This window comes from Terrabacter sp. FW104-15G4B (genome assembly GCF_058790095.1).
In genome coordinates, this window is record NZ_JBYTCI010000042.1 from 1 (window position 1) to 22,199 (window position 22,199).

General features: G+C 69.7%; 19 protein-coding genes and 2 tRNA genes. 8 read left to right on the forward strand and 13 right to left on the reverse strand.

What is annotated here, in order from left to right:
* Positions 1-533 precede the first annotated feature (533 nt).
* A complete protein-coding gene (locus tag AC3WRT_RS19355) occupies positions 534-863 on the forward strand; it encodes a histone-like nucleoid-structuring protein Lsr2 (RefSeq protein ID WP_492724837.1) in 330 nt (109 codons plus the stop codon).
* A gap of 375 nt (positions 864-1,238) precedes the next feature.
* Here AC3WRT_RS19355 and AC3WRT_RS19360 read toward each other — a convergent pair.
* Both AC3WRT_RS19360 and AC3WRT_RS19365 read right to left on the reverse strand, forming a co-directional pair.
* A tRNA-Ser gene (locus AC3WRT_RS19360) sits at positions 1,239-1,328 on the reverse strand.
* A gap of 10 nt (positions 1,329-1,338) precedes the next feature.
* Entirely contained in the window at positions 1,339-1,842 is a 504-nt protein-coding gene (locus AC3WRT_RS19365) for a nucleoside deaminase (RefSeq protein WP_492724838.1), read from the reverse strand.
* Positions 1,843-1,859: 17 nt separating this feature from the next.
* Here AC3WRT_RS19365 and upp point away from each other — a divergent pair, with 17 nt between their 5' ends.
* Positions 1,860-2,498 carry a uracil phosphoribosyltransferase gene (gene upp, locus AC3WRT_RS19370; protein ID WP_492724840.1) on the forward strand — a complete coding sequence of 213 codons (639 nt, stop codon included), beginning with the start codon at positions 1,860-1,862 and terminating at the stop codon, positions 2,496-2,498.
* 21 nt (positions 2,499-2,519) lie between these two features.
* Here the strand turns inward: upp and AC3WRT_RS19375 are convergent, their stop codons facing one another.
* Positions 2,520-3,509, reverse strand: a complete 990-nt coding sequence (locus AC3WRT_RS19375; RefSeq protein ID WP_492724842.1) for a small ribosomal subunit Rsm22 family protein — start codon at positions 3,507-3,509, stop codon at positions 2,520-2,522.
* A gap of 153 nt (positions 3,510-3,662) precedes the next feature.
* Here AC3WRT_RS19375 and AC3WRT_RS19380 point away from each other — a divergent pair, with 153 nt between their 5' ends.
* The 3 genes from AC3WRT_RS19380 to AC3WRT_RS19390 all read left to right on the forward strand — a co-directional run bounded on the left by AC3WRT_RS19380 (position 3,663) and on the right by AC3WRT_RS19390 (position 6,358).
* A complete protein-coding gene (locus AC3WRT_RS19380; protein WP_492724844.1) occupies positions 3,663-3,833 on the forward strand; it encodes a hypothetical protein in 171 nt (56 codons plus the stop codon).
* An 18-nt stretch (positions 3,834-3,851) separates the two neighbouring features.
* Positions 3,852-4,703 (forward strand): PH domain-containing protein, encoded by an 852-nt coding sequence (locus AC3WRT_RS19385; RefSeq protein WP_492724846.1) that lies wholly within the window; start codon positions 3,852-3,854, stop codon positions 4,701-4,703.
* A 155-nt stretch (positions 4,704-4,858) separates the two neighbouring features.
* Positions 4,859-6,358, forward strand: coding sequence for an amino acid permease (locus AC3WRT_RS19390; RefSeq protein ID WP_492724848.1), 1,500 nt, complete (start codon positions 4,859-4,861; stop codon positions 6,356-6,358).
* A gap of 175 nt (positions 6,359-6,533) precedes the next feature.
* On the opposite strand, the gene AC3WRT_RS19395 is transcribed toward AC3WRT_RS19390, so the two are convergent.
* From AC3WRT_RS19395 to AC3WRT_RS19405, 3 genes are all read right to left on the reverse strand, one after another.
* Complete coding sequence (locus AC3WRT_RS19395; RefSeq protein ID WP_492724850.1) at positions 6,534-6,776, reverse strand: helix-turn-helix domain-containing protein; 243 nt, start codon at positions 6,774-6,776, stop codon at positions 6,534-6,536.
* Between the two features lie 234 nt (positions 6,777-7,010).
* Positions 7,011-8,333, reverse strand: a complete 1,323-nt coding sequence (gene pntB, locus AC3WRT_RS19400) for a Re/Si-specific NAD(P)(+) transhydrogenase subunit beta (protein ID WP_492724870.1) — start codon at positions 8,331-8,333, stop codon at positions 7,011-7,013.
* 66 nt (positions 8,334-8,399) lie between these two features.
* Positions 8,400-9,965 (reverse strand): Re/Si-specific NAD(P)(+) transhydrogenase subunit alpha, encoded by a 1,566-nt coding sequence (locus AC3WRT_RS19405; RefSeq protein ID WP_492724852.1) that lies wholly within the window; start codon positions 9,963-9,965, stop codon positions 8,400-8,402.
* A 195-nt stretch (positions 9,966-10,160) separates the two neighbouring features.
* Here AC3WRT_RS19405 and xylB point away from each other — a divergent pair, with 195 nt between their 5' ends.
* Entirely contained in the window at positions 10,161-11,606 is a 1,446-nt protein-coding gene (xylB, locus tag AC3WRT_RS19410) for a xylulokinase (RefSeq protein ID WP_492724854.1), read from the forward strand.
* A 177-nt stretch (positions 11,607-11,783) separates the two neighbouring features.
* Here xylB and argS read toward each other — a convergent pair whose 3' ends face one another.
* The 7 genes from argS to AC3WRT_RS19445 all read right to left on the reverse strand — a co-directional run bounded on the left by argS (position 11,784) and on the right by AC3WRT_RS19445 (position 19,215).
* On the reverse strand, positions 11,784-13,544 hold the full coding sequence (gene argS, locus AC3WRT_RS19415) for an arginine--tRNA ligase (protein WP_492724856.1): 1,761 nt from the start codon (positions 13,542-13,544) through the stop codon (positions 11,784-11,786).
* A gap of 128 nt (positions 13,545-13,672) precedes the next feature.
* Positions 13,673-15,016: a sunset domain-containing protein gene (locus AC3WRT_RS19420; protein WP_492724857.1), complete on the reverse strand. Its 1,344-nt coding sequence runs from the start codon at positions 15,014-15,016 to the stop codon at positions 13,673-13,675.
* A gap of 122 nt (positions 15,017-15,138) precedes the next feature.
* Positions 15,139-16,782 (reverse strand): AMP-binding protein, encoded by a 1,644-nt coding sequence (locus tag AC3WRT_RS19425; RefSeq protein ID WP_492724859.1) that lies wholly within the window; start codon positions 16,780-16,782, stop codon positions 15,139-15,141.
* A 112-nt stretch (positions 16,783-16,894) separates the two neighbouring features.
* A complete protein-coding gene (locus AC3WRT_RS19430) occupies positions 16,895-17,476 on the reverse strand; it encodes a phosphatase PAP2 family protein (protein WP_492724861.1) in 582 nt (193 codons plus the stop codon).
* Positions 17,473-18,789 carry a diacylglycerol/lipid kinase family protein gene (locus AC3WRT_RS19435; RefSeq protein ID WP_492724863.1) on the reverse strand — a complete coding sequence of 439 codons (1,317 nt, stop codon included), beginning with the start codon at positions 18,787-18,789 and terminating at the stop codon, positions 17,473-17,475. Before AC3WRT_RS19435 ends, AC3WRT_RS19430 begins: the two co-directional genes overlap by 4 nt.
* Positions 18,786-18,923, reverse strand: a complete 138-nt coding sequence (locus tag AC3WRT_RS19440) for a hypothetical protein (RefSeq protein ID WP_492724865.1) — start codon at positions 18,921-18,923, stop codon at positions 18,786-18,788. The genes AC3WRT_RS19435 and AC3WRT_RS19440 overlap by 4 nt, the downstream gene beginning before the upstream one ends.
* A 219-nt stretch (positions 18,924-19,142) precedes the next feature.
* A tRNA-Arg gene (locus AC3WRT_RS19445) sits at positions 19,143-19,215 on the reverse strand.
* A 418-nt stretch (positions 19,216-19,633) separates the two neighbouring features.
* Here AC3WRT_RS19445 and AC3WRT_RS19450 point away from each other — a divergent pair.
* Positions 19,634-21,478 carry a phosphoenolpyruvate carboxykinase (GTP) gene (locus AC3WRT_RS19450; RefSeq protein ID WP_492724866.1) on the forward strand — a complete coding sequence of 615 codons (1,845 nt, stop codon included), beginning with the start codon at positions 19,634-19,636 and terminating at the stop codon, positions 21,476-21,478.
* 135 nt (positions 21,479-21,613) lie between these two features.
* The gene (locus AC3WRT_RS19455; protein ID WP_492724868.1) at positions 21,614-22,117 is read left to right on the forward strand and encodes a DUF6328 family protein; all 504 of its coding nucleotides are present in this window, start codon (positions 21,614-21,616) and stop codon (positions 22,115-22,117) included.
* Positions 22,118-22,199 lie beyond the last annotated feature (82 nt).

Here is a 22,199-nt window from a genome sequence, read left to right on the forward strand (position 1 = left end):
ACCGCCCTCAGGACGACCGGACCCAACCCGCCTGGAACCAGCGGAACCTACTCACCGAAGCCTACCGGACCAACCAGTGTGCTTCGGACCGCTCCGAGATGCTCCCCGATCGCTCAGGCCACTCGGAAAGCTTCAGACCGCACCCGATCGCTCGGGCCGGCCTTCGAAGCCGTCCCCAACTGTACCGGACGATCCGGAGTGCCTCGAACGTGGTGGTCAGCCCCGGAACTGGCCAAGTTCGCTGGGTGGCATGCACCTCAGCCCATGGACCGACCTCCATGCATTCTGGCATTCCGTTCAAGAATCCACGCCTTGCAAATGGCACGGGGATATATTCGAAAGGCGCACATCATGGTCTTGCATGACAAAGTCTTTCTTGCGACCCCGACTCGAGCGTTAGGACGTTGTGGCGCACTGGTACCTGTCTCGGCGGCCCGGCGGGCGGCGCGGGCCCGGACGTGCGTCTGCGCTCCACACGCCCACCTTTCCCCCTCACGGCACCCTATTGAGGCGTGCGCCCCTAACATCGCCTCATGGCCAAGAAGATCATCACCAGACTGATTGACGACATCAACGGCACCGAGGCAGCCGAGACGGTGACATTCGCCCTCGACGGCATGACCTACGAGATCGACGTCTCCGAGAAGAACGCTCAGGCACTTCGTAACGACTTACGGCAGTGGACCGAGCGGGCTCGCACGTCAGGCAGGCCGGCGCGCACCCGGCAGCGGCTGGCAGCCGTAGGTGACTCGCGCACGGCGGAGATCCGCGCATGGGCTTACAGCAACGGGCACGACGTGCCCGCACGCGGACGTATTCCGCGGCGAATTGTTGCCGCCTTTGACGCAGCCCAGCAGGGGTAGACGTCGAGGGTGAAGGCTGCGCCTGGGACGACTCTCGCGAACAGGAGCGCGCGTGGTCCTCGAGCCTGGGCACTGAGCCTGAGCACCTCGAGGCGAGGTACCGGCGCCCGGCACGAGAGAGCGTGGATGGGCTGGAGCAACAGGCCATGACACCGGGGTATGCCCACGTCATCGCTCCCCATCCGCCCTGAGGTCGCTCGACAGGTCGGCGGATCGAACCGGCGTTCCTGCAGGTGGCTGTCGGTGGCGTGGGAGCCGTCGTCCGTGAGCCGCCGCGTTCCTCGGCGTTTCGCGGACTCCCCCCAAATGCCGCAGCGTCGGGTAGAACGATGAAGGACCCGACGGTAAATCGTGTCGGGTCCTTCATCGTTTGGTTGGCGGTGGCGGTGGGATTTGAACCCACGGTGGAGTTACCCCCACACACGCTTTCGAGGCGTGCTCCTTAGGCCGCTCGGACACGCCACCGGGAGAGACCTTACCGGAGCCGGCGGCCCTCGAAGAAATCGACCAGCAGGGCCGCGCACTCGTCCGCGCGGACCCCTCCGACCACGTCCACGACGTGGGTTGCGAGGGGGTCGCGGGTCAGGTCCCACACCGATCCGCACGCCCCCGCCTTGGCATCCCAGGCGCCGAAGACGACCCGCTCCAGCCGTGCCGCCATGGCCGCCCCGGCACACATGGTGCACGGCTCGAGGGTCACGACGAGCGTGCAGCCATCGAGGCGCCAGGAGCCCAGCGACTGTGCCGCCTCCCGCAGGGCAACCACCTCGGCGTGCCCAGTCGGGTCGCCCAGCTCCTCACGCACGTTGCGTCCGCGGCCGAGCACTGCACCATCGGCGTCCACGACGAGCGCACCGACGGGCACGTCCTGCGACCCCGCGGTCGCGACGGCCAATTCGAGCGCCTGACCGAGCCACGCGGCATACCTCTCGGCTGCCGGGACCGGACGGTCGGAGGGGGTCTCGGATCTCTTCGCCACGCGCTAAGTTTCCACCCATGGACGTCCATGTCGCAGATCACCCGCTCATCGCGCACAAGCTGACCTACTTGCGCGACAAGCGGACCGACAGCCCCACGTTCCGCCGTCTGGCCGAGGAGCTCGTCACGCTCCTCGCGTACGAGGCAACCCGTGACGTCCGGGTCGAGCCGTTCGAGATCGAGACGCCGGTCTCGCCGACGACCGGCATCAAGCTGTCCAACCCCAAGCCGATCATCGTGCCGATCCTGCGCGCCGGCCTCGGCATGCTCGACGGCATGGTGAAGCTCCTGCCGAGCGCCGAAGTGGGCTTCCTCGGGATGATTCGCAACGAGGAGACCCTCGAGGTCTCGACGTACGCCAACCGCCTGCCCGACGACCTCACCGGCCGCCAGGTCTTCATCCTCGACCCGATGCTCGCCACCGGCGGCACGCTCGTCATGGCGATCGACTACCTGACCTCGAAGGGCGCCCGCGACATCACGGCCGTCTGCCTCCTGGCGGCGCCTGAGGGCATCCAGCACCTCGAGGAGGAGCTCGCCGACTCCGACATCCCGGTCAAGGTCGTGCTCGGCACCATCGACGAGAAGCTCAACGACAAGGGCTACATCGTCCCCGGGCTCGGTGACGCCGGCGACCGCCTCTACGGCGTCGTCTGACCGCTTGCGTATGCCGCACGCTCAGGGCAGCGTGTCGCCCCACTCGGCGTCACGCGCCTTCCGGTAGCGCTCCCCTGCCTTCTTGGACACCGTCTCGCGGCCCGCGGTGCCATCCGGTCGGCACACCTGGAACTCAACGAGTCCCTTGCGCTTCAAGGGGTGCCGCAGAATGCGCCCCGAACCCTGTTCTGCCTCAAACAGATCCGCGACGTCTGGCGCCACCGCCGCGACCCACGAGAACTTCTCATCCTCGTAGGAAAGCTCCGCACCCTTGAGCCGACGGTGCTCGGCCGAGCGGTTGACGCGTGCAGCGAAGTGGCACCAGTCCCTGTGCGCGAGAGGGCAGTCGGCGACGTGCGGGCAGGGCCCGAGCAGCGTCCACCCGGCTTCGATGAGATCCGAACGGACGCGCAGCACCCGGCCGTAGCCGTCGGGTGTGCCGGGCTCCACGACGACCACCGCTCGACCGCGTCGCATGGCATCGGCGACGACCGAATCCTGCTGCGGTTCGTGCAGCTCGCTGAGGACGTAGGAGACCGTCACGAGGTCGGCATCCACCTCGGGCCAGGCGCCGGCGACGCCTCTGGCGAACGTCGCCCTGCCCAACGCAGGCGTTGGCGCGTCGGCAACGAGCTCGCGCCCCAGGGCGAGGGCGTCGTCCACCTGGTCGAGGACCGTCACGGTCTCGAGCGAGCCGAACGCCCCCGCCGCGGCCCAGGCTGCCGCACCGGTGCCGCCGCCGAGGTCGAGCAGCGAACGCGGCTCCAGGCCTCGGTACGCCAGCTCCTCCAGCACCCGGGCAAGAGCGGCGTGCGTCGCTGGCATGCGGTAGGCCGCGTAGGCCGCGACGTGCACCCGCGACGCCAGGATCGGCGCCGTCGCGGGAGCCACCGATCGGTAGCGGGCGACGAGAGCCTCGGTCGCACGGGCCAGCTCGCGCTCGTCGACGCCGTACAACGCCCGCGTCAGCGCGGATCGCAGCTCGGCCGCATACCTCGGCGTTCGGGACACCTGAGGAGGATAGCCGCGCCGCAGTTAGCGGCCTGCCGACACGCGCGCCGGCCTACCGCGCCCCACCAGCCACGTACGGCACACTGGCCGCATCCCTGTGCCGTGGGGCTGTCAGGGCAGCACCAGCACCTTCCCTCCAAGGAGCGACACACCATGGGCCCCAAGGCCAAGAAGGTCATCCTCATCGTCGTGCTGGCGTTCTTCGTGTATGCCGTGTTCACCTCCCCGGACAAGGCTGCCGACATCGTCACCAACATCTGGGGCGTGATCGTCGACGGCTTCAACGCCATCCTGAGGTTCTTCAACTCGCTGCTCAACCGATGATGCGAGCAGACTGAGCCCATGGCGTTGCTACGGAGCACGGACGTCCCGGCGGGCCTGGCGCCGATCCTGCTCCCGGGCGAGCGGTTGGTGACGGCTGTCAGGGCGCACTGGGCCAGGCTCGCCGAGCCCGTCATCACCGCCACGCTGGGCTTCGTCGCCGCGATCTGGGTCGACTCCAACGTGACAAAGGCGACCGAGGCGGTCGGCACGGCCTTCTGGTGGCTCTTCTTCGCCCTGCTCGCCCGACTCGTCTGGTGCCTCGCCGACTGGAGCCACAACTGGTTCGTCGCGACCGACAAGCGGTTGCTGCTGCGCTACGGCCTCATCACGCACAAGGTCGCCATGATGCCGCTGCTCAAGGTGACCGACATGAGCTACGTCCGCTCCATCCCCGGCCAGTTCCTGGGCTACGGCAAGTTCGTCCTCGAGAGCGCCGGCCAGGACCAGGCGCTGCGCGAGGTCAAGTGGGTCCCCAACCCCGACCGGACATACCGGGACATCTGCGCCGAGATCTTCCACATCGTGCCCCCGCCGGGCGACGAGGACTTCGAGGTATACGGCGGCGACCGCCCCCACGACAACGGCGGGCATGGTGGCCCCACGCTCCCGCCGGGCCCGACCGCGCCCGGCGGGAGCACGGCGTACCCGGACGTCCCCCGCACACACAACCCCATCCACGACCGACTGGACTCCTACTCGCGGGCCGTGCCGATCCAGCGACCGGGCCAGCAACCGGGCCAGCAACCGGGCAAGCAGCCCCCTCAGCAGGCCAGCCAGCAGCAGCCCGAGACGGTCTACGAGAGCGACGACCGCAAGCGACGCCGTGGCGGTGCCGACACCGGACCCGTCTGGCCCCGGTCCGAGGACTGACGGACTGACACAGAAGCACCGCCGTTGGGTACCTGAGGGGTGTCGTGCTCATTCGCGGCGCGCGGCCGACGACGCCCGGGCAGCACTCGCAGGCGGCTGCGCTCCCCACTGGTTCGTGGTGATCCGCCCGTCACCCGACATGCTCGGAGGTCTCCATGAGTGTGTTCCGCACCAAGTCGATCGAGGCATCGATGGCGTCGGCCGAGGAAGCCGACCACCAGCTGAAGAGAACCCTGAGCGCCCTCGACCTCACGGTCTTCGGCATCGGCGTCATCATCGGCGCCGGCATCTTCACGCTGACCGGCAAGGCGGCCAAGGAGTACGCCGGCCCCTCGATCGCCCTCTCCTTCGTCGTCGGCGCCATCGTCTGTGGACTGGCCGCCGTCTGTTACGCGGAGTTCGCCTCCACCGTTCCCATCTCGGGTTCGGCCTACACGTTCTCGTATGCGACCCTCGGCGAGCTCGTCGCGTGGGTCATCGGCTGGGACCTGCTCCTGGAGCTGATGCTCGGCGCGAGCGTCGTCGCCCAAGGGTGGTCGGAGTATCTCGTCACATTCTTGGGCCAGGTGGGTGTCACCTGGCCGAAATCGGTCGGGCCCGGGTCGTCCTTCGACCTGCCGGCCTTCCTGCTCGTCGCCCTGCTGACGCTCCTGATCGCCAAGGGCATCAAGGAGTCGATGCGCGTCAACCTGGTGCTCGTCGGGGTCAAGCTCTTCATCGTGCTGTTCGTGATCTTCGCCGGTATCTCCTACGTCAACACCGCGAACTGGTCGCCCTTCATCCCGCCGAGCCAGCCGGGCAAGGCGGCCGAGGGGCTCAGCACACCACTCATCCAGCTCATCAGCGGCATGACGCCGGCGACGTACGGCGTCATGGGGATCATGGCCGGCGCCGCCATCGTCTTCTTCGCCTACATCGGCTTCGACGTCGTGGCCACGACCGCCGAGGAGGCGCGCAACCCGCAGCGCGACCTCCCCCGCGGCATCTTGGGCTCGCTCGCCATCTGCACCGTGCTCTACGTCGCCGTGACACTCGTCATCACCGGCATGCAGAACTACAAGGACATCGACCCGAAGGCTGCCCTCGCGACCGCGTTCACCCAGGTCGGCAAGGACGGCTACGCCACCCTGATCTCGGCGGGCGCCGTCGCGGGTCTGACCACCGTCGTGATGACGCTCATCATCGGCGCCACGCGTGTCACGTTCGCGATGAGCCGCGACCACCTGATCCCCGGCGGCCTGGGCCGCACCAACCCGAGGACGCGCACGCCGGTCCGGCTGACGCTCATCATCGGCGCCGTCGTCGCCCTCATCGCCTCGCTGACTCCCATCGGCAAGCTCGAGGAGATGGTCAACATCGGCACGCTGTCGGCCTTCCTGCTCGTCTCGCTCGCCGTGCCGATCCTGCGCAAGCGCCGTCCCGACCTGAAGCGTTCGTTCAAGGTCCCCGGCAACCCGGTCGTGCCGTGGGTGTCCGCGGCCGCCTGCTTCTACCTGATCCTCAACCTGTCGCTCGAGACGTGGATCCGCTTCGTCGTCTGGATGGCGCTGGGCTTCCTCGTCTACTTCCTCTACTCGCAGCACCACAGCAAGCTCGCCACCGGCGAGGACCAGCAGGAGGTCCATGGGGACGCCGAGGTCCTCAGCGACCGCTGACTCCCGGGCCGCCCTCCTCGTCCAACGCAGCACAGCCCCGCCGTCGCCGCACGGCGGGGCTGTCAGCTGTCCGGGCTCATGTCCGGACGGACTCCATGGGGAACAGAAGGGCGCATCGAGGCAAGAGTGGAGCCGTGGTCAGGCTCGCACTGACAGGGACAGTCGGGCAGGCACGTCAGCTCGAAGCAGGAGTCGAAGCAGGCGCACTCCAGCTCGGGGTCGCGACGGGCTCTGCATCGACGACCGCGAGGCGAAGCCGCGCTCTCGCAAGGATCATCGAGAAGGTCGCCGTGTCGACCCGAGCGGCACCGGACTCGAGGCGCCCGATCGTGACTCTCGACAACCCGGTCGCCTCGGCGAGCTCACGCTGGCTCAGGTCCGCGACCCGCCGTGCTCGAACGATCTTCCCCAAAGGCATCGACTTCACCACCGTCACCGACGAACGCGTCGCTCACGTCGAACACCTGCTCAACGCCCGACCCGAGCCACCCTCGGCTTCCACACCCCCGCCGTTAGGCTCAACGAACTACTCACCGTTGCGCAGACGACTTGAGACCGCCCTGTGGCGGCTCGGAAGCTGCTCCTCAAAACGGAGCAGGTCCCGAGCCCGGGCCGATAAGGGGCCGGGCGAGGGGAGTTTCGGGCGGAGGCTTCAGAGGGCCTTGATGATGTCCTCGACGCGTTCCTTGGCGTCGCCGAAGAGCATGGTGGAGTTCTCTCGGAAGAAGAGCGGGTTCTGCACGCCGGCGTACCCCGCCGCCATGGAGCGCTTGAAGACGACGACCTCCCTGGCCTTCCAGACCTCGAGCACCGGCATACCGGCGATGGGTGAGGTCGGGTCCTCGGCAGCAGCGGGGTTGACCGTGTCGTTGGCGCCGATGACGAGCACGACGTCGGTGTCCGGGAAGTCGTCGTTGACCTCGTCCATCTCGAGCACGATGTCGTAGGGCACCCTGGCCTCGGCCAGCAGGACGTTCATGTGTCCTGGCAGCCGGCCCGCGACGGGGTGGATGCCGAAGCGGACCTCGACGCCGCGTTCGCGCAGCTTGGAGGTGAGCTCCGCGACGGGGTACTGGGCCTGCGCGACCGCCATCCCGTAGCCGGGCGTGATGACCACGGACGAGGCGTTCTTCAGCAGGTCGGCCACCTCGGCGGCATTCGTCTCGCGGTGGTCGCCGTAGTCGACGTCGGCGTTCGACACGGCGCCGTCGGAGCCGAAGCCACCGGCGATGACCGAGACGAACGAGCGGTTCATTGCTTTGCACATGATGTAGGAGAGGTACGCACCCGACGAGCCGACCAGGGCGCCGGTCACGATGAGCAGGTCGTTGCCGAGCATGAAGCCCGCCGCGGCCGCCGCCCAGCCCGAGTAGCTGTTGAGCATGGAGACGACGACCGGCATGTCGCCACCGCCGATCGAGGCGACGAGGTGCCAGCCGATCGCGAGAGCGATCGCCGTCATGACCAGGAGCGGGACAATGGAGTGCGCCGCCACGAACCACACGAGCAGCCCGGCAGAGACGACGAGCGCGGCGAGGTTGAGCCAGTGCCGGGCCGGCAGCATGAGCGGCCTGCTCGACATGCGCGCCGACAGCTTGAGGAACGCCACGATGGAGCCGGTGAAGGTCACCGCGCCGATGAAGACCCCGAGGAAGATCTCGACCCGGTGCACCGAGTCGCCGGCGCCGTCCGACGCCAGGAAGGTGTTGAGGCCCACGAGCACCGCGGCCGCACCCACGAACGAGTGCAGCATTGCGATGAGCTCGGGCATGCCGGTCATCTCGACCTTGCGCGCCCGCCAGATCCCGATGGAGGCGCCGATGGCCATGGCGACGAAGACGGCGACGATGTTGCCCCACGGGGCGTCTCGCAGCGCCAGCCACAGCGTGGCCACGAGCGCGATGCCCATCCCCACCATGCCGAGCACGTTGCCGTCCTTGGCGGTCTCGTGCTTGGACAGGCCCGCGAGCGACATGATGAACAGCAGGGCCGCGACGATGTAGGCGGCCTGGATGAGCGAGACGCTGACGTCGGTCACGGTTCAGCCCTTCCTGAACATCGTCAGCATCCGCCGGGTCACGGTGAAACCTCCGAAGATGTTGATGCTCGCGACGAGCGTGGCGACGAAGGCCAGCACCAGGATGACGAGCTGGGAGGCGGGCGAGGTCCGCGCCGTCCCGAGCTGGAGCAGGGCGCCGACGACGATGATGCCGCTGATCGCGTTGGTCACCGACATGAGCGGCGTGTGCAGCGCGTGGTGGACGTTGCCGATGACGTAGTAGCCGATCACGACCGCGAGCGCGAAGACCGTGAAGTGCCCGAGGAAGCTCGCCGGCGAGACCGCCGCGATCACGGCGAAGACGACCCCACCGATCGCCATCCCGACGTACCTGCGGCGAGGATCCTTCGGCGGTGATGGCTCCTTGACCACCTGCTTGCCGGATGCCGCGGGCTGCGTCACCGGCGCCGCGCTCACCTGGATCGCCGGCGGCGGCCACAGCAGCTCACCGTCGCGGGCGACCGTCATGCTGCGCTGCACCACGTCGTCGAAGCCGAGGACGAGCTGGCCGTCCTTGCCCGGGGTGAGCAGCTTCATCAGGTTGACGAGGTTGGTGCCGTAGAGCTGCGAGGCCTGCGTCGGCAACCGCGCTGCGAGGTCGGTGTACCCGATGATCGTGACGCCGTTGTCGGTGACGACGAGCTCGTCGGCCACCGAACCCTCGACGTTGCCCCCGTTGGCGGCCGCCATGTCGACGATGACCGAGCCCGGCTTCATCGTGGCGACCATCTCACCGGTGATCAGCCGCGGGGCGGGGCGTCCCGGGATGAGCGCGGTCGTGACGATGATGTCGACGTCGGGCGCCTGCTCGGCGTAGAGCTCGGCGGCGCGACGGTTGTACTCCTCGCCCATCTCCTTGGCGTAACCGTCGCTCGACGCGGCGTTCGCGTCGACCTCGGGCATGCGCACCGGCAGGAAGTCGGCGCCCATCGACTCGACCTGCTCCGCGACCTCGGCACGCGCGTCGGTGGCGCGGACGATGGCCCCCAGCGACCGGGCGGTGCCGATGGCGGCGAGACCTGCCACTCCGGCTCCGGCCACGAGCACCTTCGCCGGCGGCACCTTGCCGGCCGCGGTCACCTGGCCTGTGAAGAAGGAGCCGAACTGGTGCGCAGCCTCGACGACGGCGCGGTAGCCGGCGATGTTGGCCATCGAGGACAACACGTCCAGCGTCTGGGCCCGGCTGATCCGCGGCACGGCGTCCATCGCCATCGCGGTGACGCCGGCGGCCCGGAGCTTCTCGACGAGGTCGGGGCTGATGGCGGGGGCCATGAGCGCGACGAGCACGGTGCCCGGTCGCAACCGCGCGATCTCGTCGTCGGCGGGTGCGTTGACCTTGTGCACGATGGGCGAGCCCCACGCCTCGTCGGTGCTGACCACGCGGGCGCCCGCGACGGCATACGCCTCGTCGGAGAAGCTGGCCCTCTCACCGGCCCCGGTCTCGACAGCCACCTCGTAGCCGAGCGCGACGAGCTTCTCGACGGTCTTGGGAGTCGCGGCGACCCGCGTCTCGCGGGCGCGGGTCTCGCGGGGGACACCGATCTGCACGCTCTGCTCCTTCGCGTCACCGGCTGTGGGCACTGGTTCACGAACCTAGAGCACGACCCGCACTCGGCGGCGGCTGTGCAGGGCACGTCACACAATTGACATGCCGGCCGGCCCGAACGTCTCTGATGGTGGGCAGTCGCGGCCTCCTCGAGCCACCGGCTTGCGCGGCGGGGACGGGCAGGGGACGCTGCAGCCATGAGCCGGGTGGAGCAGCACGACGTGGCTGAAGGACAGGCGCTCGTCGCGGGAGTGGACAGCTCGACCCAGTCCACCAAGATCGTCGTCTGCGATGCCGAGACAGGACGCATCGTGCGCAGCGCCAGGGCCTCACACCCGGACGGCACCGAGGTGCACCCCGGCCGCTGGTGGCAGGCGTACGAGCAGGCCAGCGGAGGGGGCATCCTCGACGGCGTCGCCGCCGTCGCGGTGGGCGGCCAGCAGCACGGCATGGTGGCCCTCGACGAGGACGACCGGGTCGTCCGCGATGCCCTGCTCTGGAACGACACCCGCAGTGCGGGTGCTGCCCGCGACCTCACGGACGAGCTCGGCGGTGTCGGGGCGTGGGTCGACGCCGTCGGCATCGTGCCCGTGGCCAGCTTCACCGTCACCAAGCTGCGATGGCTGGCCGAGCACGAGCCGGACAATGCGGCACGCGTCGCTCGGGTCGTCCTCCCCCACGACTGGCTCACCGGACGGGTCCTCCAGGAGGGCAACGGTTTCGAGCGCTGGAGCACGGATCGGGGCGACGCCTCCGGGACCGGGTACTGGTCCGCAGCCGACGGCAGCTACCGCCTCGACCTGCTCGAGCGTGCGTTCGGCCGGGTCATCGACGTGCCCGAGGTCCTTGCGCCCGCACAGGCAGCGGGCCGCACCAGAGACGGCGTCCTGGTGGCCGCCGGCACCGGCGACAACATGGGCGCCGCGCTCGGCCTCACGCTGCACCCCGGCGACGTCGTCGTCTCGCTCGGCACCAGCGGCACCGTCTTCACGCCGCACAGCTCGCCCATCCGGGACGAGTCAGGTGCCATCGCGGGCTTTGCCGACGCTACGGGCCACCACCTGCCGCTCATGTGCACGCTCAACGCTGCACGGGTGCTCGCGGCGGCCGCGTCGATGATCGGCGTCGACCTCCCCGAGCTCGATCGCCTTGCCCTGCAGGCACGGCCGGGCGCTGGGGGCCTCAGCTTGCTGCCGTACCTGGACGGCGAGCGGACTCCTGACCTTCCCGAGGCCTCCGGCACCCTCAGTGGTCTCACCAGGTCGAACGCGACACCTGAGAACCTTGCCCGGGCCGCCGTCGAGGGCATGCTGTGCAACCTCGTCGGCGGCGTCGACGCCCTGCGCGAGCACGGTATCCAGGTGCAACGCATCCTGCTCATCGGGGGCGCGTCGGCGTCCCGCGCGGTGCGCGAGATCGCGCCGGGCCTCTTCGGGGCGCCGGTCCTCGTGCCCGCGCCCGCCGAGTACGTCGGGGTGGGCGCGGCACGCCAGGCAGCGTGGGCTCTTTCGGAGGAACAGGATCCGCCGAGCTGGGGCCTCGACATCGAGGCGGAGTATGCCGTCCGGCCCGGTGACACGCAGGCACACGCGGACGTGGTGGCCCGCTACCAGGAACTCCTGACCCGGATGCACGGCATCTGAGCTGCGCGTGCGCGCCCTCGGGCCGCACGCGGGTCGCAGGTCCGCACGCCCGGCGCACCTCGCGTCTGAGCCCGAAACCCGCGGAGCAGCCCCCAACGCGCGGAGGGGTCAGCACCGGCTCGGCGAGGGTCGGCCGCGCTGCGGAACCCGCCCCGGCCCGGACCGGGCCGGTAGCGGTCACATCTGCTCTGGGGACTCCAGCCCGAGCAGGTCGAGCCCGGTCGTCATGACCCGGAAGACGAGGGCGCAGAGCGTGAGCCGTGACTCCTTGACCTCGTCGCGCTCCGCCTTGAGGACGGGGCAGTTCTCGTAGAACGCGGAGAACAGCTGGGCGAGCTCGAAGAGGTAGCCGGCGAGCCGGTGCGGCTCGTAGGTGTCGCCGACCTCGGCCACGACGTCACCGAACCCGAGCAGGTGCAGGGCGAGGGCACGCTCGTGCGGCTCGCCCAGCAGGATCGGGGCGTGCTGCGTGGCCGGGTCGAGGTGGACCTGCCGGAAGATCGACCGGATGCGGGCCACAACGTACTGGAGGTACGGACCGGTGTTGCCGGTGAGTGCGACCATGCGGTCGAGGTCGAAGACGTACTCGCTGTCGTGCGCGACGGACAGGTCGGCATACTTCACGGCGCCGATGCCGATCTGCCGGGCGATCGTCCCGCGCAGGCTCTCGTCGAGGTCGGGCCGCGTGCCGTCGATGACGGTCCGCGCCTTGTCGACGGCCTCCTCCAGCAGCGCCATGAGCCGGAGCGGCTTGCCGGAGCGGGTCTTGAGGATCTTGCGATCCTCGCCCAGCACGTTGCCGATCTGGACGTGCACCGGCACGACGTCGTCGGGCAGCCAGCCGGCCTTGCGCGCGGTGTCCCAGACCATGTTGAGGTGCAGCGACTGCGGCGCCCCGATGACGTAGAGCACCCGATGGGCCTTCAGGTCCTCGACCCGGTAGCGGATCGTCGCGAGGTCGGTGGTGCCGTAGTTGTAGCCACCGTCGCTCTTGCGGATGATGAGCGGCACCGGCTTGCCCTCGCGGCCGGTGTAGCCGTCGAGGAAGACGCAGAGCGCGCCGTCGGAGATCGTCGCGATGCCCTTGGCCTCGAGCTCGGCGCAGATGTCGGCGAGGACCTCGTTGTAGCCGGACTCGCCGGCGAGGTCGTCGTCGGTCAGGGTGATGCCGAGCATCGAGTAGATCTTGTTGAAGTAGATCTTCGACAGGTCGACGAGCTCGCGCCACAGGGCCAGCGTGTCGGGGTCGCCGGCCTGCAGCTTGACGACCCGCGTGCGGGCTCGCACGTTGAAGTCGCCTTCGCTGCCGCCCGGCTCCGCCTTCTCGGCAAGGTCGAACTTGACCCGTGCCGCCTGGTAGAAGGCGTTGGGGTCGGTGACGAGCAGGTCGGCCTCCTCGGAGTCGCGGCCCACCTCGAGCAGGTGCTCGATGAGCATGCCGAAGGGGGTGCCCCAGTCGCCGATGTGGTTCTGGCGGATCACGTTGTGGCCCAGGTGCTCGAGGGTGCGCGCGAGGGAGTCACCGACGACGGTCGTGCGCAGGTGCCCGACGTGCATCTCCTTGGCCACGTTGGGCGCCGAGTAGTCGATCGGGATGTTCTGGGTGGGCTGCAGCGGCACCCCGTTGCGCTCGTCACCCTCGACGTCCTGCAGCAGGCCGGCGAGCCACCCGGCCGAGAAGGTCAGGTTGATGAAGCCGGGCCCACTGACCTCCACGGAGTCGCACACGCCGTCGAGGTCGAGGGCGTCGACGATCTTGGCCGCGACCTCGCGTGGCGGCATACCGACCTTCTTGGCCAGCGCGAGCGCGGCGTTGACCTGCACGTCGGCGAACTGCGACGGGCGCAGCACCGGGTCGGCCTCGCGGAAGTCGTCGCCGAGGGCGGCGGCGATCGCGGACTGGACCTTGGGCGTGAGCGCGACGAGCGGGGAGACCATGCGGGCAAGTCTATTTGTGGCGGCCGGGTGCCCGCGCCACCCTTTCTCCGCGGCACCGCCACCGAGGGCGTACGCCGTGTGCCGGGGCCGCGCCCTGCCTCCGTCAGCGAAGGGCGCGGCCGGGTGCGTCACTCCCCGTGACGGCTGAAGCCCGCCCGGCGGGCAGCTTCCTCGTTGTAGAACCACACGTCGGGCTCGACGTCGTCGTAGCCGGCGTCGTCGGGGCCGACGAACGTCCTGCCCTCCCGGGTGCCCTTGACCGCGTGGCCGAGTGGCTGGGCGCCGTCGGCGATCGGAGCGGCGGAGCCGATTCCGAAGCCGCCGTCGACGACCTCGTCGAAGCTCGACATGCGACGGCCCGCGGGCTGCGGCTCGGATGTCGCGTCCTCCTCGGGGAAGGCTGCGGAGGTCAGGTCAGGCGCGGGCTCGGCGTCCTCACGTCGGGGCTCCGGCTCGGGTGCCACCGCTTCGTCCGGCTCGTCGGTGTCGTCGCTGGCGTGGGAGTGCGGCGCCATGTCGACGTCGAGGCCCTCGTCCGCGGGCTGCTCGCTGTCACCGAGGCCGGGGGCGCCGGGCGTCGTGGCCCAGGGCTGGCCGCGGTGGTCGCCCGGGTCGTTCGCGGGGGTGCCACCGTCGGCGATGACGTCGTCGCGGCCGTCCAGGGCCGGGACCTCGACCTCGCGCGGCTCGACGGCCGTGGCGACCGGCGGCGTGGCCGCCTGGCCCGGTGAGGTGGTCTCGTCGGTCGCCTCGGCGGTGTCGCCGGTGTCCGCCGTATTCGCAATGTCCGACGTGTCGGAGAGGTTCGAAGCGTCAGAGGTGTCTGCGTGCGGGGTGTCGCTCACGGTCGTGGACCTTTCGTCTGGGTGCAGCTCCGTTGCTGTCCCAGTACCCAGTGCGTCCGTTCCGGCAGCGTCGTCGTCAGACACCTCGTCCGCTTCCTCGTCCGCCGATTCGACGGCGGGCGAGAGGACCGCCGGGGGCGCGAAGGGGTTCTCGGCGTCCGCGAGGTCCTCCTCCTCGTCGTCGGTGTCGACGTCCGGGTCGACGCGGTCGGCCTGACGCCGCAGGCTCGAGTGCTCCCGTCGGGCGGCCTCGGCGGTGGCGCGGTGCTCCCGCGCCTGCTGTTCGAGGCGCTGCGCCTCCTCCGCCCGACGCCGGGCCTCGTCGGCCTGGCGCTGGGCTTCGGCGGCCTGGCGCCGCACGTCCTCGGCCTGGCGCTCGGCCACGGCGTTCTGCCGCTCCGCGTGCGCTCGGGCGTCAGCCGCCATCGCGGCCGTCACGGAGGCCCGGTCCTCGGCACCCTGCACCTGCGGCATCCGCTCCTCGACCAGAGCCCTCAGCTCGCCGGCCTCGAAACGCCGGGCCTCCACCTCACGGCGGCGGCCCGCCGAGACGAACAACCAGATGATCACTGCAATGACGACGATCGCCACGGCGATCCACAGAATCGCCTTGCCTGTGTCGGACATGCCTTCCCCTTACGCATCACGGGTCCTCCGGACCACTTCTCCCGAAACCTACTGGGCTGGAGCATCCGGAAAGTGCCTACCGCGCCGCGGCCGGCGTCTCGCGGCCAGGAAGGGGCGACGCCCTATGCGAGACCGAGCTTCTTCGCCGTGGTCTCGCGCATCTCGACCTTGCGGATCTTGCCCGTGACGGTCATCGGGAACTCGTCGACGATCTCGACGTAGCGCGGGACCTTGTAGTGGGCGAGCTGCCCGCTGCAGAACTCGCGCAGGTCCTCGGCGGTGAGCGGGGTCGCCCCGTCCTTCATCCGGATCCAGGCGCACAGCTCCTCGCCGTACCTCTCGTCGGGCACACCGATGACCTGGGCGTCGAGGATGTCGGGGTGGGTGTAGAGGAACTCCTCGATCTCGCGCGGGTACACGTTCTCACCGCCGCGGATGACCATGTCCTTGATGCGGCCGGTGATCTCGACGTAGCCGTCGTCGTGCATGACGCCGATGTCGCCGGTGTGCATCCAGCCGTCCTCGATGGCCTCGGCCGTCTTGTCCGGCTGCTCCCAGTAGCCGAGCATCACCGAGTAGCCCCTGGTCATGAACTCGCCGGCGGTGCCGCGCGGAACCGTCTCTCCCGTCAGGGGATCGATGATCTTGATCTCGAGGTGCGGCCCCACACGGCCGACGGTGCCCACCTTCTGTTCGAAGGTGTCGTTCGTGCGGTTCTGCGTCGAGACCGGTGAGGTCTCGGTCATGCCGTAGCAGATCGTCATCTCCTCGATCCCCGAAGCGATGAGCTTCTTCATCAGCTCTGCCGGACAAGGGGATCCGGCCATGATGCCGGTGCGCACGGTGGACAGGTCGTAGTCGGAGAAGTTCGGCAGGTTCCACTCGGCGATGAACATCGTCGGCACGCCGTAGAGCGAGGTGACGTTCTCGTCCTGCGTCGCCTGGAGCGTCGCGGCGGGGTCGAAGCCTGGTGCCGGGATGACCATGCACGCCCCGTGCGTCGTGCACCCGAGGTTGCCCATGACCATGCCGAAGCAGTGGTAGAAGGGCACCGGGATGCAGACCCGGTCCTGCTCGGTGTAGTCGCACAGCTCGCCGACGAAGTAGCCGTTGTTGAGGATGTTGCGGTGGCTGAGGGTCGCACCCTTGGGGAATCCGGTTGTGCCGGAGGTGTACTGGATGTTGATCGGGTCAGCGTTCGACAGGCGCGACTGCACGCGCGCGAGCTCGTCGGCGGACACCTCGTCGGCGCGGGCGACGAGCTCGTCCCAGTCCGCCGTGCCGATGTAGACGACGCGCTCGAGGGCCTCGACGTCCCCGCGCACCTCGTCGATCATCTCCCGGTAGCTGCTGGCCTTGAAGGACTCCGCGGCGATGAGCGTCGAGACGCCGGCCTGCCCCAGCACGTAGTGCAGCTCGTGCGCTCGATAGGCCGGGTTGATGTTGACGAGGATGGCGCCGACCTTGGCCGTGGCGTACTGCACGAGCGTCCACTCCGAGCAGTTCGGAGCCCAGATGCCCACTCTGTCGCCGGTGCTGACGCCGATGGCCAGCAGCCCGCGGGCCAGCCGGTCCACGTCGGCCCGCAGCTCGGCGTACGTCCACCTCCGGCCCTGCTGGACGTCGACGAGCGCCTCGCGGTCGCCGAACCGCTCGGCGGTGGCGTCGAAGTCGTCACCGATCGTCGTCTCGAGCAGTGGGGTGTCGGTCTCACCACGCGTGTGGGAGAGGCTGGGGTCGAGCGAGACGGGCGGTGCGGCGGTCATCGGTGGCCTCCCGGCATACGGCGGTGGACGGTCTCACCACACCCAACCCCCGCGGGCGTCGGCGCACAAGTGACCGGTCCGGCGACGTGCCGGAGGCGCGGTGGAGCGGGCATCAGGGGGTCGGTGTGAAAGAGCGGGCCGGCAGCCGGCGGGCCAGGTGCTGCGTCAGCGAGCCCATCCCCGCGCCGATCAGGGCGCCGGCCACGACGTCCCCCGGGTAGTGGACGCCGGTGTGCACGCGGGAGTAGGCGACCACGCTGGCCGCGAGCCGCAGCGCCGTGTCCAGCTCGGGAACCGCGGCCCCAGCAGCGGTGGAGAAAGCGAACGCCGAGGCGGAGTGGCCCGACGGCCAGGAGTGCGAGCCGGGCATCCGGACGCCGTGGGTCCGGGCCGAGCCGTCGAGCGACGGGCGGGGACGTTTCGGGCCGCGCTTCACCACGATGTTGACCGTGGCCGAGGTGGCCCCGATGGCCGCCATCCCCACCAGCGCCGCCCGGCGTGGCCGCCGGCCCGAGGCGGCCATCGCCGCCGCGACAGCCATCCAGAGGACCGACCGGTCGGCTGCGCGGGAGATCCGCGCCAGGGCGAGATCTATCTGCGGCGTCGGTGTGCCCTGCACCGCGGCGTAGACCGCGCGGTCCAGCTCGAGGAGCTCGTGACCCGCCCGCTGGAGCCGCGGAGGGACCGCGATCATCGCCGCGAACCGTTCCGTGAGAACGACGCCAGACGCAGCAGCTCGGCCCAGTGCCATGCCGGGCGTCGGGGCGGCACGCCGGGTCGATCGCGGGGGACGCGCACGCGAAGGGCCCGCGGTCGGACATTGCACCGGACCGGGGTGGACACCACGACCGCCTCCCCGTCGATGCCGACCGGGATCTCCGCCGCCTCGGAGGAGATCACCACCTCCGGTGCGGTGACGGCGACCAGTCCGTGCTGCGAGGCGCCCCGCAGGAGCGCGACGGCTTGCCGGGCGCTGCCGGCGGTCAGCGAGACCACACCCAGTCGCCCGGTGTCGAGCCGGGCCCGGCGTCCGAGCCCGGCCAGGTCCCCCATGCCGTACGGGTTGTCGCTGACGAGCACCGCCTGCGGGTGGTCCACGACGATGCCGTCGACCGACAGCCGCAGCTGCGGCCCCGTGGCGCCGCTCAGCAGGTCGGGCAGCACGTCGAGGGTCGTGCGGGCCTTGTCCTCGCGGTAGCCCGGGCTCTGCACCGCTGCCGCATACGCACCGAAGGAGGCGTTGTTCACGAACGTGCGGCCCCCGATGACACCGAGGTCGACGCACAGCTCCACCGCGTCCTCCCCCAGCGCGGCCAGGCACGTCGACGGGTCCTCGCGGTCGAGCCCGAGATCAAGCGCGAAGTGGTTGCGGGTGCCTGCACTGATCACCAGGAGCGGCACGTCGTGGTCCGCGGCCACCCCCGCGACCAGGGCTTGCGTACCGTCGCCGCCGGCCACGCCCAGCAGGTCGGCTCCCCGGGCGACGGCTTGGCGGGCCAGCTCGGCGACGTCGATGATCTCGGGCCCCTCGAGCATCGCCACCTCCGCGCCCAGGGCTTCCGCCTTGGCCCGCAGGTCGAACCGGGCGACCTTCCCCCCGCCAGAGCGCGGGTTCATGATGAGGAACGGATGGCGGGGCGGCGGCACACGGCGCTCCGGCATGCCGTCATCGGACGTCTCGGGGGTCAAAGCCTTGCGTCCCGCCCCCACCGCCACTGCGAACACCACCAGACAGACGAGCATCGGGAGAATCAGGTTGTTCGCGGCGAGCAGCACGACCATTCCGAGTGGGACCGCCAGGACGACGACGAGGCTGAGGGTTCGCCGCCAGCCCCGCAACGCCAGGAACGAGTAGCCCGCGGCCACGAAGACCACCACCGCGACCGCGACCACCAGGAACAGCCAGAGGCCGCGTACCGCGGCAGCCACGACCAGTCCGACGACTCCGAGGGCGGCCAGGACGAGCGCCAGACGTGCCCACCAGGGCCGGCGCCCGATGGCGTTCATTCCCGTCCGGGGGTGGCGGCAGCCGCCACCGCCGCGCCATCCGTCTGGCGAGCACCCGAGTGAGCGGTGGACCACTGGAACTCGAGCTCGATCTCCACCTCGTCGCCGCTGACCTCCAGCTTGACGTCGGCCATCGTCCTCACCCTTCCGCCGGGGAGGCAGCGGTGCGCCGGGGAGCCCGGACACGGCATACCTCTGCTCCACCCCACGGTGCCCGTATCGCGGCGGGCGCACATCACCTGTGCCGGATGAGGTCGGGGCTCGGGCCCAGGCGTCGCAGACCGGATGCAGACAGCCCCGGCCGCCTGGGGCGGCACGGGGCTGTGACCTGCTGTCTCTGTCTCAACACAGAGTGCACCCGAAGGGATTCGAACCCCTAACCTTCTGATCCGTAGTCAGATGCTCTATCCGTTGAGCTACGGGTGCAGCGTTCCGTCACGCGGAGGAACGAAAAGTTACCTTAGCGCCTCGGGTCGGCATCGACGAAATCGGCCCCGCCGCGGCCCTCGGGTCGCTCCCGCCGGGTCACCGATGGCGTATGCCGTTCGCCTGCTCACGCACGTGGCCAGCCGAGTCGCGCCTACCGGCAGGTAGTGAAAGTCCTGCAAGAAACCGACAGCCCATCGTCGTATTTCTTGCGGGTCCGCCGGGTTGTGAGCGGTCTCACCGCAGAGCTCATCGCTTGCGGCCGAAGGCGCTACCACCGACGCGTACCTTGAAGTCATCACGTCATCTGTTCAGCATGTGGACACCTGCAGGCCCCCACCCGGGGCGGCAAGGACCCACCTGAGGAGCAGCTTCACACCGGCACGACGTGGTGCCGGGCGGCACCGCGCGCGAAGGGATGGGCCCCGAGTTGACCACGACCCACGAGAAACAGACACACACGACGCACGCGGGCCTGTCCGCGTGGGTCGAGCAGGTCGCCGAGCTGACGCAGCCGCGCGACATCCGCTGGATCACCGGCTCCCCCGGGGAGTGGACCGAGCTGACGGACCAGCTCGTCGAGTCCGGCACGTTCATCCGGCTCGACGAGAGCAAGAAGCCGAACTCCTTCTACTGCGCGTCCGACCCCAGCGACGTGGCGCGCGTCGAGGGGCAGACCTACATCTGCTCCGTCGACGAGAAGGACTCCGGGCCCACCAACAACTGGATGGCGCCCGACGAGATGAAGGCTCGGATGACCGAGCTGTACCGCGGCAGCATGCAGGGCCGCACCATGTACGTCATCCCGTTCGTCATGGGGCACCTCGACGCCAAGGTCCCGATGTTCGGTGTCGAGATCACCGACTCCGCCTACGTCGTCGTCTCGATGCTCGTCATGGCCCGCTGCGGCGACAAGGTGCTGCGCAAAATCGAGGCGACGGACGCGGCATACGTCCCCGCCCTGCACTCGGTCGGCGCCCCGCTGGCCGACGGCCAGGCCGACGTCCCGTGGCCCTGCTCCGACACGAAGTACATCGTGCACTTCCCCGAGGAGCGCACGATCTGGAGCTACGGCTCCGGCTACGGCGGCAACGCCCTGCTGGGCAAGAAGTGCTACGCGCTGCGCATCGCCTCGGCGATCGCCCGCGACGAGGGCTGGATGGCCGAGCACATGCTCATCCTCAAGCTCACGTCGCCCAAGGGCTCGGTGCACTACGTCGCGGCGGCCTTCCCGTCGGCGTGCGGCAAGACGAACCTCGCGATGATCACCCCGACCGTCCCGGGCTGGAAGGCCGAGATGGTCGGTGACGACATCGCCTGGATGCGCTTCGGCGAGGACGGGCGGTTGTATGCCGTGAACCCGGAGTTCGGGCTCTTCGGCGTCGCCCCGGGCACCGGCGTCTCGACGAACCCGCAGGCCATGGCCACCATCGAGAAGGGCAACTCGGTCTTCACCAACGTCGCCCTGACCGACGATGGCGACGTCTGGTGGGAGGGCATGACCGACGAGCCGCCGGCCCACCTCACCGACTGGCTGGGCAACTCGTGGACCCCTGCGGACGGCGAGGCGGGCACGAAGGCGGCCCACCCCAACAGCCGCTTCTGCACACCGGCCAAGCAGTGCCCGATGATCGCGCCGGAGTACGACCACCCCGACGGCGTGCCGATCGACGCGATCCTCTTCGGCGGCCGCCGCAAGACGACCGTGCCGCTCGTCTACGAGTCGCGTGACTGGCAGCACGGCACCTTCATCGGCGCGACGCTCTCCTCGGAGACGACCGCGGCGGCCACCGGCGCCGTCGGAGTCGTGCGCCGCGACCCGATGGCGATGCTGCCCTTCATCGGCTACCACGCCGGCGACTACATGAACCACTGGCTCGAGATCGGCAAGAACGCGGACGCCTCCAAGCTCCCCCGGATCTTCGGCGTCAACTGGTTCCGTCGCGACGAGGAGGACGGCTCGTTCCTGTGGCCCGGGTTCGGCGAGAACAGCCGCGTCCTCAAGTGGGTCATCGAGCGCCTCGACGGGCAGGCCGATGCCGTGGAGACCCCGATCGGGTTCGTGCCGACCGAGGGCTCCATCGACATCGACGGCCTCGACATGACGCCCGAGCAGGTCGCCAAGGCCGTTCGGGTCGACGCAGCCGACTGGGAGAAGGAGCTGCCCCTCATCCAGGAGTGGTTCGACAGGTTCGGCGACCGGCTTCCCGCGGAGCTGTGGGCCGAGTTCGACGGCCTCAAGGCGCGCATCGGCGCGAGCTGACGCGCGATCCTGCAGGTCGGCCCATCGCCCGCTGGCCGACGGGCGGGGGCGACGTGATGCGGGGCCCGGCACCGACAGGTGCCGGGCCCTTCGTCGTGCCGGAGGCGCAGGCCGGTCCTCGGGTACATGTGGGTCATGAGTGACTCACACCCCTACACCCGCGACGAGACCGAGGGAGAACGGCTCGATCGCAACTTCGGCGAGCAGCTGCAGGAGCTGCGCGTCGTCCAGGCAGGCGTCCAGATCCTCTTCGCCTTCTTGCTTACCATCCCCTTCCAGCAGCGCTTCACGAGCCTGACTGACTTGCAGCGCGGCATCTACGTCATCACGCTGCTGTCGATCACCGTCAGCACCCTCGTGTTCATGACGCCGGTCGCCATGCACCGGATGCTCTTCCGGGAGGGCCTCAAGGACTTCCTGGTGCGGCGCACCGACACGCTGATCGGCATCGGCCTGTTCTTCCTCGGCACCGGAATCCTCGGCGGCGTCATCCTCGTGCTCGACGTCCTCCTGTCGCACACCGCGGCCTTCTGGATCGGCGGCGCGCTCGGCGTTCTCGCGCTCGTGCTGTGGGTCGTCCTGCCGCTGACACAGCGCCGCCGGCGCCCTCGCGAGGACCCCGACCGCTCCCCCGCCTGAAACCGTCGAAGGGCCACAGACCGGGGTCGCCCCGCTCCCGCCTCGCCCGCGCCTCCTGGAAGGACGCCCAAATCCCCCCCCC